The organism is Marinomonas sp. A3A, assembly GCF_018336955.1.
Taxonomy (GTDB): domain Bacteria; phylum Pseudomonadota; class Gammaproteobacteria; order Pseudomonadales; family Marinomonadaceae; genus Marinomonas; species Marinomonas lutimaris.
Map to the genome: position 1 here is coordinate 2,948,200 of NZ_CP025532.1, position 15,799 is coordinate 2,963,998.

The 15,799-nt window shown below is 43.4% G+C and carries 14 protein-coding genes; 4 read left to right on the forward strand and 10 right to left on the reverse strand.

Annotated features, from left to right (window positions below):
- Nucleotides 1–2 precede the first annotated feature (2 nt).
- Genes rlmH through CYL31_RS13790 form a run of 4 tightly spaced genes read right to left on the reverse strand, consistent with a single transcriptional unit; the run spans nucleotide 3 to nucleotide 2,764 of the window.
- Nucleotides 3–470, reverse strand: coding sequence for a 23S rRNA (pseudouridine(1915)-N(3))-methyltransferase RlmH (gene rlmH, locus CYL31_RS13775; RefSeq protein ID WP_012070537.1), 468 nt, complete (start codon nucleotides 468–470; stop codon nucleotides 3–5).
- A gap of 11 nt (nucleotides 471–481) precedes the next feature.
- Nucleotides 482–835, reverse strand: coding sequence for a ribosome silencing factor (gene rsfS, locus CYL31_RS13780; RefSeq protein WP_110571725.1), 354 nt, complete (start codon nucleotides 833–835; stop codon nucleotides 482–484).
- A 14-nt stretch (nucleotides 836–849) separates the two neighbouring features.
- A complete protein-coding gene (nadD, locus tag CYL31_RS13785) occupies nucleotides 850–1,515 on the reverse strand; it encodes a nicotinate-nucleotide adenylyltransferase (protein ID WP_212915776.1) in 666 nt (221 codons plus the stop codon).
- Nucleotides 1,505–2,764, reverse strand: a complete 1,260-nt coding sequence (locus CYL31_RS13790; RefSeq protein WP_212915777.1) for a glutamate-5-semialdehyde dehydrogenase — start codon at nucleotides 2,762–2,764, stop codon at nucleotides 1,505–1,507. Before CYL31_RS13790 ends, nadD begins: the two co-directional genes overlap by 11 nt.
- Before the next feature lie 132 nt (nucleotides 2,765–2,896).
- On the opposite strand from CYL31_RS13790, the gene tsaA reads away from it, so the two are divergent.
- Both tsaA and CYL31_RS13800 read left to right on the forward strand, forming a co-directional pair.
- Nucleotides 2,897–3,631: a tRNA (N6-threonylcarbamoyladenosine(37)-N6)-methyltransferase TrmO gene (gene tsaA / locus CYL31_RS13795; protein WP_212915778.1), complete on the forward strand. Its 735-nt coding sequence runs from the start codon at nucleotides 2,897–2,899 to the stop codon at nucleotides 3,629–3,631.
- Nucleotides 3,628–3,876 carry a hypothetical protein gene (locus tag CYL31_RS13800; RefSeq protein WP_212915779.1) on the forward strand — a complete coding sequence of 83 codons (249 nt, stop codon included), beginning with the start codon at nucleotides 3,628–3,630 and terminating at the stop codon, nucleotides 3,874–3,876. The genes tsaA and CYL31_RS13800 overlap by 4 nt, the downstream gene beginning before the upstream one ends.
- A 132-nt stretch (nucleotides 3,877–4,008) precedes the next feature.
- Here CYL31_RS13800 and rpsA read toward each other — a convergent pair whose 3' ends face one another.
- From rpsA to gyrA, 6 genes are all read right to left on the reverse strand, one after another.
- Nucleotides 4,009–5,691: a 30S ribosomal protein S1 gene (rpsA, locus tag CYL31_RS13805; protein ID WP_113915815.1), complete on the reverse strand. Its 1,683-nt coding sequence runs from the start codon at nucleotides 5,689–5,691 to the stop codon at nucleotides 4,009–4,011.
- A 180-nt stretch (nucleotides 5,692–5,871) separates the two neighbouring features.
- The gene (cmk, locus tag CYL31_RS13810; RefSeq protein WP_212915780.1) at nucleotides 5,872–6,555 is read right to left on the reverse strand and encodes a (d)CMP kinase; all 684 of its coding nucleotides are present in this window, start codon (nucleotides 6,553–6,555) and stop codon (nucleotides 5,872–5,874) included.
- A 19-nt stretch (nucleotides 6,556–6,574) separates the two neighbouring features.
- Nucleotides 6,575–8,821, reverse strand: coding sequence for a bifunctional prephenate dehydrogenase/3-phosphoshikimate 1-carboxyvinyltransferase (locus CYL31_RS13815; RefSeq protein WP_212915781.1), 2,247 nt, complete (start codon nucleotides 8,819–8,821; stop codon nucleotides 6,575–6,577).
- A 22-nt stretch (nucleotides 8,822–8,843) separates the two neighbouring features.
- A complete protein-coding gene (pheA, locus tag CYL31_RS13820) occupies nucleotides 8,844–9,965 on the reverse strand; it encodes a prephenate dehydratase (protein WP_212915782.1) in 1,122 nt (373 codons plus the stop codon).
- Nucleotides 9,966–10,005: 40 nt separating this feature from the next.
- Nucleotides 10,006–11,085 (reverse strand): 3-phosphoserine/phosphohydroxythreonine transaminase, encoded by a 1,080-nt coding sequence (serC, locus tag CYL31_RS13825; protein ID WP_212915783.1) that lies wholly within the window; start codon nucleotides 11,083–11,085, stop codon nucleotides 10,006–10,008.
- Nucleotides 11,086–11,175: 90 nt separating this feature from the next.
- Complete coding sequence (gene gyrA / locus CYL31_RS13830) at nucleotides 11,176–13,863, reverse strand: DNA gyrase subunit A (protein ID WP_212915784.1); 2,688 nt, start codon at nucleotides 13,861–13,863, stop codon at nucleotides 11,176–11,178.
- Between the two features lie 347 nt (nucleotides 13,864–14,210).
- Between gyrA and ubiG the strand changes: the two genes are divergently transcribed.
- Together ubiG and CYL31_RS13840 are read left to right on the forward strand one after the other, a co-directional pair.
- Complete coding sequence (ubiG, locus tag CYL31_RS13835; protein WP_212915785.1) at nucleotides 14,211–14,933, forward strand: bifunctional 2-polyprenyl-6-hydroxyphenol methylase/3-demethylubiquinol 3-O-methyltransferase UbiG; 723 nt, start codon at nucleotides 14,211–14,213, stop codon at nucleotides 14,931–14,933.
- Nucleotides 14,934–14,953: 20 nt separating this feature from the next.
- Entirely contained in the window at nucleotides 14,954–15,697 is a 744-nt protein-coding gene (locus CYL31_RS13840) for a YciK family oxidoreductase (protein WP_212915786.1), read from the forward strand.
- The last annotated feature ends 102 nt before the right edge of the window (nucleotides 15,698–15,799 follow it).

Genomic DNA, 15,799 nt, shown 5'->3' on the forward strand with positions numbered 1-15,799 from the left:
CCCTATCTATGATACGGATGATTGTTCATGAGAGTCCAAGCGCGATAGATTTGCTCAGCCAAGATAACTCTCACCATAGGATGCGGTAATGTCAGACGAGATAAAGACCAAGTTTGATCCGCGCGAGCGGTACACCTTGGATCAAGACCATCAGGACCTCCCACCAACAAGCTCACATTATAGCCATCCATTCGCCACTGCTCGGTCTGATCTGCCAACTGATCGGTAGACCACTCTTTACCAAGAACTTCCATTGCAATTACTTTATCCCCAGAAGGTATAGCTTCGAGCATACTATCTCCTTCCTTACGAATAGCTTTTGGTATGTCAGTATTTTTTCCACGAGGAGACATTGGAATTTCGACAAGTTCTAATGCAAAATCTTTCGGCAAGCGTTTAGCATACTCATCGTAACCCTCAGTCACCCACTTTGGCATTTTATTACCAACAGCAATCAAACGAACACGCATTTAAAAGAGCCTTACAGTTGTTCTGGCTTAATGTCCCACAGCTTCTCAAGATCATAAAAAGCTCGAGCTTCTTCTGTCATTACATGCACAACAACATCATGTAAATCAACCAACACCCAATCGCTACCCATACCACGACCTTCTGAACCCAATGGCTGAAGACCTTGACCTTTTAAATGTTCAAATACATTTTGACCCAAAGCATTAACATGACGCTTTGAAGTACCGGTACAGATCACCATGTAATCCATCATGTCTGTATGATTTCCTACATTCAATACTGTGATCTTATCACCTTTCACATCTTCCAATGCTTCAACAGCAAAAGCCAAAATTTGATCTGCTGTGAGGTTAAGCTGACTCATATAATTACGTTACCCTATCGATATAATTGATGTTGTTCTATATATTTTTGGACTGGCTCCGGCAACAAATAAGCAATAGACTCGTTTTTACGAGCTAGCGCCCTAATCATGCTAGAGGATATCCCCAAAGGAGTAAGAGTCTCGAACCAGACCCGCCCTGAGGGCGCGCATTGTAACTCATGCGACGATGCGGCACGATAGTTTTCGCAAAAACCGCTCAACTCAGAGATCAAGTCAGGCTCCCAACCGGGGCGCGACACCACCAACAAGTGAGCGTACTGGATTATCTGCTGCCAATTATGCCAAGTTGGAAGGGATAAAAAGCTGTCCATTCCTAGCACCATAATGAGTGATTCATCTGGGCCTATTTCGTCCCGAAGATCTCGTAATGTATCGATACTATAACTTGGACCTTCTCTATCAATCTCACGAGAATCGACACTTAATCGAGCATCACCAGATACTGCAAGCCTAGCCATTTCGAGTCGTTGCTGAGGCAAGACACTTGGTCGATCTTTATGCACAGGCTGAAAACAGGGTATTAACTTCAAAGCAGAGTAATGGCAGCGATCTAAAATCTCAACCGCTGTTCTTAAGTGGCCATTATGAACAGGATCAAATGTCCCACCCATAATAGCCAACCCAGAAGTCTTTACATTATCGTTAACTCTAGTTGTCACGAGTATGACCATCACCAAGAACGATATATTTCTGGCTAGTTAAACCCAACAATCCGACCGGGCCACGAGCATGAATTTTATCGGTAGATATACCAATTTCAGCTCCAAAACCATATTCAAAGCCATCAGCAAAAGACGTCGATGCATTCACCATAACCGATGAGGAATCCACTTCCGTCATAAACGCTCGTGTTTTTGAATAGTTCTGTGAAACAATTGCGTCCGTATGATGAGAGCCATATTTATTGATGTGTGCAATCGCCTCATCCATATCTGAGACAATTTTGATAGATAACTTAGGAGCGTGGTATTCGGTATACCAATCCTCTTCACTAGCAGAACCAATTGAAGCCGACATAGCCTGAGTTGCCTCGCATCCCACCAACTCAACACCCTTCTCTAAAAATGCAAAAATCAATTTAGGAAGAACATCGCGAGCAATTGCTTTATGGACCAACAAGGACTCCATAGCATTGCACACACCATAACGACGTGTTTTTGCATTCAGAGCAATATTGAAGGCTTTAACTAAATCCGCTTCATCATCAATGTAAACATGGCAGTTACCGTCAAGGTGCTTAATCACAGGAACTCGAGCGTCTTCACTAATGCGCTGAATCAAGCCCCTACCACCACGCGGAACGATCACATCTACGTACTCAGGCATGGTTATCAATTTACCAACCGCTTCACGGTCTGTCGTATTTAACACCTGAACCGCTTCTTCAGGTAAATTTACAGACTTAAGACCAGCCGATATGGCCTCAGCAATCACCTGATTAGAATGAAACGCTTCTGAGCCACCACGTAAAATAGTTGCGTTACCAGACTTCAAACATAAACTTGCGGCATCAATCGTCACATTTGGGCGAGACTCATAGATAATACCAACCACACCAAGCGGTACGCGCATTTGCCCACGCTGAATTCCAGATGGCAAATACACCATATTTGATATCTCACCAATAGGATCAGGCAGTGACGCCACCTGCTTTAAGCCTTCAATCATGCCATCAATACGAGCATCATTTAGCAATAGTCGATCTAGCAAAGCCGAATCAAGACCTTTAGCACGGCCATTCTCCATGTCTTTCGCATTTTCCTCTATCAATCGAGGTCGAGCATTTTCCAAAGCGTCTGCCATAGCAAACAGGGCCATATTTTTTTGCTTTGTGGATGCTTTGGCAAGAAGACGAGAAGCCGCTCTAGCTTGCTGACCAATTCGATTCATATAAGATTCTAAAGACATTTTTAATCTCTAATAAAAGTAAAAAGAACAAACAGTAGATCGTCAAATAAGTCGCGATCTATTTCATCAAGACAGTATACTATCACAATATTTTTATTCATTTAGTGCAGATTTTCACGAAAGGATCTTCCATTGCCGCCCCTCAATTCTTTTACCCTTAACACCATTGGCATAGTACATTCTTGTTACAAGGAAAAATTTGGCATACCGCGACAACCTGGGCTAGTAACAGAAGCAACGGCACGGTTAGAACTAATACCTCCTTACAGCAGATTAGATATACTGGAAGGGTTAGATGGTTTTACTCATATATGGATCCAGTTTGTTTTTCACGCCTGCATGACGGAAAACTGGAAAGCAAAAATACGCCCTCCGCGCCTAGGTGGAAAAGCCAAAATGGGCGTCTTTGCCACAAGAGCCACACATAGACCGAATCCTATAGGCCTATCAGTTGTAAAAATTGGGCGCATCTATCAAGAAGACAAAAAAACCTTCATTGATTTACATGGTGCAGATTTACTCGATGGCACACCAGTTCTCGACATAAAGCCTTACTTACCTTATGCCGACAGCATTGCAGATGCAAAAGGAGGCTTCGCCCCAACACCAGCACAGATGCAAATAAAGCCCGTACTATTTTCAGAACTTGCAAAAGCACAATGTGATAGATATCAAAATTTGCACAAAAGAGAAATAACGACTTTAATTAAACAAATTGTGGAACAGGATCCTCGACCATCCTACTTATCAGGACAAGTTGATAGAGAGCACGGCATCAAGCTTTGGGACATCAATATAAAGTGGTGCGCAAGAAACGACCATTTTGAAATACTTCGCATAGAAGAGGAACAAGAGAGCAGGAGATGAATAAAAAACAGTTTTTAAACACTTATAAAAAAATCGACTCGCTCAACCAAGAGCGAACAGAAAACACTCAAAATCGGACACTTTATCGTTCAGAACACGACGAGCGCCTAATAAAAGACTTCCATTACGCTAAATTCCAAAAAAACCTCCACAACGCACAGCAAAGTAAAGCACTCAAAGAGCTATTAGAAAAAGATAATTGGAACGAGGAAGACACCGAAAAACTGCTTAGCTCCTTACGCTAAAAAACATACACCAAGTCTATACCCATGGTTATCCACATGTTCTGTGTATAGTTTTCCTGTCAATAAATTCAAAAAAATAAGTAAAAAAAAGCGGACCTAAGTCCGCTTTTTATAACAACTAGAAATCAAAACTTAGTTTTGGTTCTCTAACTGCGCTTTGATCAAATCACCGATAGTGGTTGGACCATTAGTTTCTGCTTGTTGCTTCTCGGAATGAGATTTCAACGCTGCTTTCTCTTCAGTAGCATCTTTCTGCTTGATAGATAGAGTGATAGTACGTGCTTTACGATCAACGTTAATGATCGCAGCTTCTACTTTATCGCCCTCTTTCAATGCAGTTGTTGCATCTTCGATACGCTCGCGGCTGATTTCAGATACTTTCAAAGTAGCTTCAACGCCTTCAGCAAGAACAACTACAGCACCTTTCGCATCAACTTCAGAGACAGTACCGTTAACGATAGTGCCTTTGTCATTTTCAGCAACGAAAGCTAGGAACGGATCTTCTTCTAGTTGTTTAACACCTAGAGAAATACGCTCACGCTCAGCATCGATAGACAATACAACTGTTTCTAGCATATCGCCTTTCTTGTATTGACGTACTGCATCTTCACCAGTTTCGTCCCAAGATAGGTCAGATAGGTGAACAAGACCGTCGATACCGCCGTCAAGACCAATGAACACACCAAAGTCAGTGATAGACTTGATTGCGCCAGAGATTTTGTCGCCTTTATTGAAAGAAGTAGCAAATTCTTCCCATGGGTTCATTGTGCACTGCTTGATACCCAAAGAAATACGACGACGCTCTTCATCAATATCAAGAACCATAACTTCAACTTCATCACCAATCTGAACAACTTTAGATGGGTGAATGTTTTTGTTAGTCCAATCCATTTCAGAAACGTGTACTAGACCTTCTACGCCTTCTTCAAGTTCAGCGAAGCAACCGTAATCAGTCAAGTTAGTAACTTTAGCAGTTACTTTAGTGTTTTCTGGGTAACGAGCTTTGATAGCAACCCATGGATCTTCACCCAACTGCTTAAGACCTAGAGACACACGGTTACGCTCGCGGTCAAACTTAAGAACTTTAACGTCGATTTCATCGCCAACAGCAATAATTTCGCTTGGGTGCTTAATGCGTTTCCAAGCCATGTCAGTGATGTGTAGAAGACCATCAACACCACCAAGATCAACGAAAGCACCGTAGTCAGTAAGGTTCTTAACGATACCTTTAACTTCTTGACCCTCTTCAAGAGAAGCAAGCAATGTTTCGCGTTCAGCGCTGTTAGTCGCTTCCATAACGGCACGACGAGAAACAACAACGTTGTTACGTTTTTGATCAAGCTTGATAAGTTTGAACTCTAGATCCACACCTTCCAAATGAGATGTATCGCGGATTGGGCGAACATCTACCAAAGAGCCAGGCAAGAAAGCACGGATATTTGCGATATCAACAGTGAAGCCACCTTTGACTTTACCATTGATAACACCGTGAACAATGGCGTTTTCTTCGTAAGCTTTTTCAAGAACAGACCAAGTTTCTGCACGTTTAGCTTTTTCGCGAGACAGTTTAGTCTCACCGAAACCATCTTCAACAGCATCAAGAGCAACTTTAACTTCGTCACCGATGTTTAAGTTGAACTCACCACTATCCGTTAGGAACTGAGAACGAGGAATTACGCCTTCAGATTTAAGACCTGCATGAACAGTTACCCATTCGCTGTCAATATCAACAACAATACCAGTAACAATTGAGCCTGGCGCCATTTCGACGGTTAATAGGCTTTCTTCAAACAGTTCTGCGAAGCTTTGAGTCATTGTATTTCCTATATAGTCGGCCCATAAAAGAACTAGGCCATATCCACATTGCCAGCAAATGTGGGTCAATTTTTTTGGATGATGCGATAAAGGCTTGCTGGCACCTTTATCGACTTGAATAACATTTGATCTATTCTAGCACATTCTACATGCAAAAAAGTAGACGCAAAAAAGAACAGATTATACGAGACCTGCTTTTGCTGTTTCGGCAAAAATCATCTCGACAACCTGCTCTATCGTCAAATCCGTGCTATCTATAACTAAAGCGCCTGCTGCAGGCACAAGAGGAGCAATCGCTCTATTTGCATCTCGCTCATCTCGCTCTTTAATCGTTTTAACAAGTTCATCTAGATTAACAGCTTCGCCTTTTTGCTGCAATTGCTGCAAACGACGTTGCGCACGCTCTTCTGCCGACGCGGTTAAAAATACTTTGATCTGGGCTGAAGGAAAAACCACCGTCCCCATATCACGACCATCCGCCACCAAACCCGGCGCTTGTGAAAAAGCACGCTGACGAAGTAACAAACCTTCTCGAACTTCTGGAATAGACGCTAATTTAGATGCACTATTACCAACCTCTTCTGTTCGAATAGCTTGAGTAACAATTTCACCTTCTAGAATAATTTCAACTTTACCTTCTTCTGACTGCTCAAACTGTATATCCAAATGCTCTGCTAAGATTTTTAACGTCTCAACATCATCAGAAGACATACCATGATGCGATACAGCAAGTGCAAGCAGTCGATATAAGGCACCACTATCAAGTATGTGCCATCCCAGCTTTTCTGCGATTAACTGACTTACGGTGCCTTTACCTGCACCACTTGGACCATCAATCGTAATAACTGGGCCTTGGTTGATCATAACTATTCCTCTTAAAAAACTATTGCGCCACCGAGCAATGAAAACCTAATTGCATCGCGACACTCTCCAACTCGTTAAATTCTTCTAATAATTTTTGACAATCATTCACCTTGGTTATCGATTTACTTCGTGCCCCCAGCGCCAACATGGCAAGCGCTAACTTATCATCACCAGCACAATCCAACTCACCACCCTGAGGAAGCCCGCCATCAATAAGCAAATCACCATTTTCATAAACACAGGCAATTTTCATATGCGCAAGCGCATCCACAAAAGCCAACACTCTATCCTCATAGTAATAAGGCAGAGAACCAACTCCTTGAATACGACTTTCGCCCTTTGCGTAAGCAGCTGCGACACACAACAAAGGCAACTCATTTCTAAACTGATAACTCTGCTCTGGTAATAGAGTGAACGACTGTAACTCAGCAAACCCTACCTGCACCTTACCTTCGCACAACCCAGTAACACTCTGCTTAGGAATAGACACGTCCGCACCAATCGATTTTAAAAACGAAAAAAATGCAAAAGACACCGAATCTAAACCAGCGTTTTCAATGAGCAACTCCGAACCAGGCAGCAAGCTCGATAACAACACGAGCCAAGCCGCCTCATACTCATCGCCAGACAATACAATATCCGTACCAACCAAAGGAGCCGAAACAAGCCTAAAACCACCAGCCTGATCCAATATAGTCACACCAAATTGACGCAATAACACTTCACAGTGAGAGACACCTAATAACAACGGTTTAACAAAACTCTCAGCGGGCGAATACAGCGCAGCCAAAAACGCTGACATGCGTAAGCGCTCAGATCCAGCTTTCAAATCCACAGATATATTCGAAGACTTACCAGGAAAAAGATTCACCGGCAGACAATCCGCCATTTCAGAAACAACACGGCCGCCCATTTTGCGCACCAAAGAAAATAAATCACCCATTGATTGATTGAGCAACTTACCTTCAGCAACGACAGACACAGAAAATGACTGCCCAGCCAAAACAGGCAACAGCAAATATAAACTTTCCCTAGACTGATGCACGTTAATTGGTGCAATGGGCGCTTTTAAACCGCGAAGACCAACACCATGAACCCGCAAATGGTCAGCAGATACCTCTTCAATCACCACCCCCATATCCCTAAAAGCCTGCATGGTGATGCGCACATCCCCAGTCAGATCAATGTTCTTTATCTCACTCACACCCTCTGAAAGCGCCGCTATAGTAATCGCTTTATGTGACAAAGATTTGTCACCTAACAAAGAAATATCACCTTTAATGGCAGAAGCCGGCAAAACAGAAACAGATACAGGACGAACTTCTTTCACAGCACCAATTGTACGCTGCTCTAGTAATCGAAGAAAATGATCTCGCGCAGACTTGGCTCGAGTAAAAACACCAAACATGCTAGTGCCGTCACCTTGGTCTATGGCGGCGCGCATATCAGCAAGACGATCAGTAAAATGATCCAAGGTGGCTAAAGTAGCCTCTTTATTTGCTAAAAAGACATCTCGCCACATCACAGGATCACTGGATGCTATTCGAGTGAAATCACGAAAACCACCCGCAGCAAACTTGAATATATCTTGACTACGCTCACCATTAGCAAGCGCATCAACCAAGGTGTAAGCAAGCAAATGCGGCAAATGACTTGAGGAAGCCAATACATGGTCATGATGATCAACATCCATGCTCACAACATCCGCCCCAACTGCACGCCAAAGGCGATGAAGACGATCCAACAACACAGGATTACTGTCAGCCAATGGCGTCACTATGGCCATATGTTTTTCAAAAAGCAGAGGGTTAGATGCCAGCACACCGCTTTTTTCCGCACCAGCAATAGGATGACCCGGAATAAAATTAGCCGGAACATATCCGAAAACGCGACGAACCGCCTCAACCACACTACCTTTCGTTGAACCCACATCAGTCACTAACGTATGCTCAGACAAAAAAGGCTTAAGATCAGACAAGACAGACTCCATCGCCCTTACCGGAGTAGCGAGAACAATGACATCCATCTTAGAGATAAAATCCGCCGACATCTCTGCAGGATGATCTATAACACCCGTTGAAACACCTAGAGCCAACTCACCTTCTCGCCGATCAACCGCATATAGCGTTGCTAAGCCACGCTCTTTCAGCGCTTTCGCGAATGAGCCACCTATCATGCCAAGACCGATGATCATTACATTGCCAAATTTCTTTTTTTCTTGGGACGTCATATCAACAGACGCTTGAAAATCATTTTCACCAGTCAAAGCACAACACTCTTATTAATTACTAAAGCACAGCCACAGGATAGGAACCCAACACCTTCACTTCCGAAGCACGTTCACGTAATTCATCGATTACGGCACGACAATCTTCATCTTGATAATGACCGACGAAATCAATATAAAATATATAACCCCAACGACTCATTAAAGAAGGACGAGTTTCCAGACGCGTCATATCAACCCCATGGCGCTCAAAAGCCTCAAGCAATCGATACAGAGCACCCGGCTCATTTTTCGCACTAATTAGCAGCGATGTTTTATCTTTACCACTTGGTGGAACATCCTGATTACCAACAATCAAAAAACGCGTAGTATTATCAGGACGATCTTCAATATTAGAAGATACTTTCAATAAACCGTATAGCTCACAAGCTACCTCACCCGCAATCGCAGCAATAGCACGACCACTGCGACCCGCTTCAGCCGCAAGACGAGCCGCTTCAGCGTTGGAGCTTACAGCAACACGCTCTACATGCGGCCAATAACGATCCAACCAAGCACGACATTGTGCTAAAGACTGTTGATGAGAATAGATATGAGTGACATCTTCAGAGTTGATATTCGGACTCACCAATAAATGATGGTGAATTCGCTCTTCCACTTCTCCGCAAATTTTCAAACGCGAATCCCGAAAGCTATCTAAGGTATGATTAACAACACCTTCGGTCGAATTCTCAACTGGCACAACACCATAATTCGCAGCACCAGACTCAACTTCACGAAAAACCTCATCAATAGCCGCCATAGGTGCACTAATAATAGATTTACCAAAGTGCTTTAACGCTGCCTGTTGCGTAAAAGTGCCCTCTGGCCCTAAAAACGCAATGCGCATCGGCTTCTCAAGCGCGAGACATGAAGACATAACCTGACGAAATATCTTCGCCATTTCCTCATTCCCCAAAGGCCCTTCATTGCGCTCCATAACCCTACGCAGAACCTGAGCCTCACGTTCAGGGCGATAAAAGACAACGGCTTCCCCACCTTGCTCAGCAAGCTTAACTTCAGCCACTTTTTGAGCGCAGGATGCACGCTCATTAATGAGCATTTGAATTTGCGAATCAATCGAATCAATACGATCACGCAATAAAGGCAGCGTATCTGGCACTGCTTGTTTAGAATTTGACATGCTAATTATTATCCGTAGAGGTTACTGTCTTTAAAAAGTATTATCCGTGACGTTTTTCAAAGCCACGCATAAAATCAATTAAAGCTTCAATTCCTTCCATAGGCATGGCGTTATATATACTTGCTCGCATACCACCAACAGAACGATGGCCAGCTAAAGTGCGCAGACCAGCCGCTTCAGATTCCTGCAAAAAGAGGGATTCAAGTGATTCATCCGCCAAAATAAATGGCACGTTCATGCGAGATCTATAAGCAGGATCAACAGGGTTTGAATAAAAATCGCTAGCGTCGATGAAGTCGTATAAAGCCTGTGCTTTACGAATATTGATTGCCTCAATAGCCTCAACACCACCCTGCTCCTCCAACCACTCAAACACTAAATCAGCCAAGTAAATTGCAAAAGTTGGCGGCGTATTAATCATCGAGTCATTTGCCGCTAAATTCGCAAAATTCCAAATTGATGGCAACTCATCACTGCTGCGCGCCAATAAATCCTTACGAATAATGCAGATAACCACACCCGCTGGACCAACATTCTTCTGCGCCCCAGCGTAAATCAAACCGTATTTGCTCACATCAATTTTGCGAGACAAAATCGTTGAAGACAAATCTGCAACGATAGGCAAATTCGTTTCAGGCAAGCCAGAAAACTCTAGACCGCCAATAGTTTCATTTGGACAAAGATGCAAATATGCTGCACTTTCATCCAACTCTAGAGTAGAAAAATCAGGAACCGTACTGTAGTTCTGCTCTTTTGAAGATCCCACCACATTTACTTTAGTATATCTTTTGGCCTCTTTAATTGCTTTTGAAGACCAAGCACCTGTATCTAAAAAGCAAGCAGAATCAAAACCATTCACCAAGTTCGCCGGAATTTGAGCAAATAAAGTAGACGCTCCACCTTGAACAAAAAGAATTTCATAGTCATCGCTAATATTCATCAAACGCGACAAACGCGCCTTAGCAGATGCAAGAATGGACATAAACTCAGAACTACGGTGACTCATTTCCATTACAGAAACGCCAGCACCATGCCAATCTAGCATTTCAGCCTGCGCTTTTTTCAAAACCGCCTCTGGAAGCGCTGCTGGACCAGAACAAAAATTATATACTCGGCTCATCCTGCTTATTTACCTCTAGTATTTTCAGGAACTACTTTACAAGAACGATCTACAACAAAAGCGACGCACCTAGGTGCGTCGCTTTATTTTCTATTCCGCGTCAGTATCAAGGATATCTGGAGATTCGTCACCATCACTTGGCGCCTGATCAACAACGACATCACCTGCCTCATCGATCTCAATATCTTCTTCATCATCTTCAACAACACGTTCAATACCAACCAAATGCTCATCATTGGTCAAACGAATCAAAGTAACACCTTGAGTATTTCGCCCCTGACATGACACTTCTGTCACACGAGTACGAACCAAGGTACCTTGATCGGTAATCAAAATAATCTCATCCGTTTCATCTACCTGAGCAGCACCAACAACAGGGCCGTTACGCTCAGAAACTTGAATACCGATAACACCTTGACCACCACGACCATACACTGGGAAGTCTTCTACTAAAGTACGTTTACCATAACCATTTTCACAAGCCATCAATACAGCAGAGCCATCCTGAGGAACGATAAGCGAAACAACCTTGGCGCCTTCATTCAAGCGAATACCACGAACACCTGCCGCAGTACGTCCCATTGCACGAACATCAGACTCTTTAAAGCGGATTGTTTTGCCCGAAGATGAAACCAACATAATATCGTTTTCACCATTGGTAACAGACACACCAACCAGCTCATCTGTTTCATCCAAGCTAAGTGCAATCAAACCAGTTGAACGAGGGCGAGCAAAATGCTGCATCGCTGTTTTCTTAACTGTTCCGTTTGCCGTCGCCATAAAGATATAGCTGCTTGCCTCAACGATAGCGTCATCGGCAACCTCATCATCCGCTTCCGAATCAGCTTCAACCGCCTCAACAACCGGCAAAGGTAATAGCGCAGAGATAGATTCGCCTTCTCTCAACGGCAACAAGTTAACAATAGGACGACCTTTCGCACTTCGACTAGCTACTGGAATTTCAAACACACGCAACCAGTAAACTTTACCAAAATTACTAAATAGCATGATGGTGTCATGGCTACTAGTAACCAATAGGTGCTCAATGTGATCTTCGTCTTTCATGCTCGCAGAAGATTTACCACGACCACCACGACGCTGAGCTTGATACTCAACTAATGGCTGAGATTTCGCATAACCTGTATTCGAAATCGTCACCACCATTGGCGCTTCATCGATCAAATCAGCAATAGTCAAATCTTGACGAGAAGTTAAGATTTCAGTACGACGAGCATCACCAAAAGTATCTCGAACCTCTTCTAGCTCTTCACGAATAACTTCCATTAAACGATCTGGGTTAGACAAAATGTTCAACAACTCACCAATAAGCTCAATCAGAGACTTATATTCGCCCAGTAATTTATCGTGCTCCAAGCCTGTTAAACGATGTAGACGCAAGTCCAAAATCGCTTGAGCTTGATCTGGTGACAAATGATATGCACCATCAACAAAGCCGTATCCAGCTTCAAGATCGTCAGGACGACAAGCATCCGCACCAGCGCGCTCAAGCATGGCAACCACATTACCTGGCTCCCAAGACTCGCTAACAATTTTCTCTTTTGCTTCTGCAGACGTTGGCGATGTACGGATTAGCTCAATTACGCGATCAATGTTCGCTAGGGAAACAGCCAAGCCTTCAAGAATGTGACCACGTTCGCGCGCTTTACGAAGTTCGTAAATAGTACGACGAGTAACGACTTCGCGACGGTGTTTAACAAAGCATTCAAGAATTTGTTTGATATTAAGTAACTGAGGACGACCATCAACCAAGGCCACCATATTAATACCAAACACTGACTGCAATTGAGTTTGCGTGAAGATGTTATTCACAACAACATCAGGGTTTTCACCGCGACGCAACTCTATAACGATACGCATACCGTCTTTGTCAGATTCATCACGAAGCTCACTGATACCTTCCAGTTTTTTCTCTTTAACTAGCTCAGCGATTTTTTCAATCACTTTCGCTTTGTTTAACTGATAAGGAATTTCAGTAAAAACGATGGATTGGCGATTGCCTTTTTCCATGTCTTCAAAATGGTGACGAGCGCGCATGTAAATACGACCGCGACCAGTTTTGTAAGCTTCAATAATACCTGCGCGACCATTAATAAACGCCCCAGTTGGGAAGTCTGGCCCCGGTATATGATCGATAAGCTCATCAATAGTAATATCAGCGTTATCAATAACCGCCAAACAACCATCGATAATCTCACCAAGATTATGAGGTGGGATATTAGTTGCCATACCTACCGCAATACCCGCCGAACCGTTTACTAACAGTCCAGGCACACGCGCTGGCAATACTTCTGGCATAAATTCCGTGCCATCATAGTTAGGCACGAAGTCGACAGTTTCTTTCTCTAAATCCATCAAAAGATGATGAGAAATTTTCGCCATACGGATTTCGGTATAACGCATTGCCGCAGCACTATCACCATCGACAGAACCGAAGTTACCCTGACCATCAACCAAGGTGTAACGCATTGAGAAAGGCTGCGCCATACGAACAATCGTATCGTATACAGCAGAATCACCATGTGGGTGATATTTACCGATTACATCACCGACGATACGCGCCGATTTTTTGTACGGTTTATTCCAATCATTTTTAAGTTCATTCATCGCAAATAGAACGCGACGGTGAACAGGCTTTAACCCGTCTCGTACATCAGGTAATGCTCGGCCTACAATAACGCTCATTGCGTAATCTAGGTAAGATCCCTTAAGTTCATTTTCGATACTGACGGGAATAATTTCTTTGGCTAATTCACCCATAGATACAATCGATCCTTATGCCTCGGAGTCAAAAAGACTCCCTAATATCTTTTTATAAGCGCCGCATTGTAACATAAGGAAATAAATAACACCCCTTCAAGGAGCATGTTTTGTTGCTCTATATTGCATTTATAGAAACCACCCATCACACACACCCTTTGACAAAGTAAGTTTGCTATTGGTCACCTCTTAGGTTGACGCTATACTAGAGAGACACTAGAAAAAACACGCTTCAACCCCAATACTTTAAATACACGAAAAAACATTAAAGAATATAAGCCAGCAGTTCAGTACAACGAACACCGCTTCCACCACTTTTAGCGACACTGAAAAATGGAAACCAAAACATGACAAACACACAACAAAGCAATGTAGACCTAAATGAAGTGGCGAAATTTGAAGCACTTGCAAGCCGCTGGTGGGACACTGAAAACGAATTCAAACCATTGCATGATATCAACCCTCTACGTACCAACTATATAAGCGAACGCGCCAATGGCTTACAAGGAAAGAAAGTCATCGACGTGGGCTGCGGTGGCGGCATCCTATCAGAAGCAATGGCAAAGCTAGGTGCAAATGTTAAAGGCATTGATATGGGCGAAGCACCTCTTGCCGTCGCAAAACTGCATAAAGAAGAATCTAAATTAGATATTGATTACGAAAAAATCACTGCCGAAGAAATAGCGCATCGAGAAGCAGGTCAATATGACGTTGTTACCTGTCTTGAAATGCTAGAGCACGTACCTGATCCATCCTCTGTAATAAAGGCCTGCATGACATTAGTAAAACCTGGTGGTCACGTGTTTTTCTCTACCATCAACAGAAACCCCAAAGCGTATCTTTTTGCCATCGTTGGCGCGGAATATATCTTAAAAATGCTACCAAAAGGAACGCACGATTACGCTAAATTCATCCAACCAGCCGAGCTAAACAATTACGCAAGACTAGCTGGATTAGAAGTCACCCACATGACTGGAATGACCTACAACCCTCTGACCAAAGTATACAAACTTAACGACAAAGATGTGTCTGTCAATTACATGATGCACACTCAAAAAATCGAAGCCTAACTAAGGCACAAGGAGGAGATATGTTTGATTATCAAGCCCCAAGCCAACTACTTAAAGACAAGGTCATTCTTGTTACTGGAGCTGGCGACGGTATAGGAAAGACTGCCGCCATCACCTACGCAAAGCATGGTGCAACCATCATACTCTTAGGCCGCACGACAAAAAAACTCGAAGCGGTTTACGATTACATCGAAAAACAACAATATCCCCAAGCCGCTATTGTCCCCTTAAACCTAGATGGCGCTGCAGAACACGACTATATAGAGCTAGCCAATACTATTGAGAGTGAATTTGGTCACCTTGACGGCATTCTTCACAATGCCAGCTTACTGGGCGAAAGAACTAGCATAGCCACTTATGATCCAACACTGTTTGAGCAGGTTATGCGCGTTAACGTCACCAGCCAGTTATTACTAAATCAAGCCCTACTCCCTCTAATGCAAAAAGCCGAATACGCTTCCATCATCTTCACATCCTCTGGAGTAGGAAGAAAAGCGAAAGCCAATTGGGGGGCCTATGCAGTATCAAAGTTCGCCACTGAAGCAATGATGCAATTACTATCCAGCGAACTAGAGAGCCTATCACCTAATGTTCGGGCAAACGCCATCAACCCAGGTGCGACAAGAACCAGCATGCGAGCGAGCGCCTATCCAGATGAAGACCCAAAAACACTCCCCACACCAGAAGATATAATGCCTGCTTACCTCTATTTAATGGGTCAAGACAGCCTCGCCATCAACGGCAAATCACTGGATGCCCAATAAAACAATCGCCTTACATGCAATGGGCAAAGAATGTGCCCATTGCATCACACCACATGCTTCAGTTAATCTGAAGCCATGATCAATATTAAAAGAAAAGTCATC

Bases quoted from the DNA above. Each gene is read 5' to 3' on its own strand.
- rlmH (WP_012070537.1), bottom strand. From the start codon at position 470: ATGCGTGTTCGTTTGATTGCTGTTGGTAATAAAATGCCAAAGTGGGTG.
- rsfS (WP_110571725.1), bottom strand. From the start codon at position 835: ATGAGTCAGCTTAACCTCACAGCAGATCAAATTTTGGCTTTTGCTGTT.
- CYL31_RS13790 (WP_212915777.1), bottom strand. From the start codon at position 2,764: ATGTCTTTAGAATCTTATATGAATCGAATTGGTCAGCAAGCTAGAGCG.
- CYL31_RS13800 (WP_212915779.1), top strand. From the start codon at position 3,628: ATGAATAAAAAACAGTTTTTAAACACTTATAAAAAAATCGACTCGCTC.
- rpsA (WP_113915815.1), bottom strand. From the start codon at position 5,691: ATGACTCAAAGCTTCGCAGAACTGTTTGAAGAAAGCCTATTAACCGTC.
- cmk (WP_212915780.1), bottom strand. From the start codon at position 6,555: ATGATCAACCAAGGCCCAGTTATTACGATTGATGGTCCAAGTGGTGCA.
- pheA (WP_212915782.1), bottom strand. From the start codon at position 9,965: ATGTCAAATTCTAAACAAGCAGTGCCAGATACGCTGCCTTTATTGCGT.
- serC (WP_212915783.1), bottom strand. From the start codon at position 11,085: ATGAGCCGAGTATATAATTTTTGTTCTGGTCCAGCAGCGCTTCCAGAG.
- gyrA (WP_212915784.1), bottom strand. From the start codon at position 13,863: ATGGGTGAATTAGCCAAAGAAATTATTCCCGTCAGTATCGAAAATGAA.
- ubiG (WP_212915785.1), top strand. From the start codon at position 14,211: ATGACAAACACACAACAAAGCAATGTAGACCTAAATGAAGTGGCGAAA.
- CYL31_RS13840 (WP_212915786.1), top strand. From the start codon at position 14,954: ATGTTTGATTATCAAGCCCCAAGCCAACTACTTAAAGACAAGGTCATT.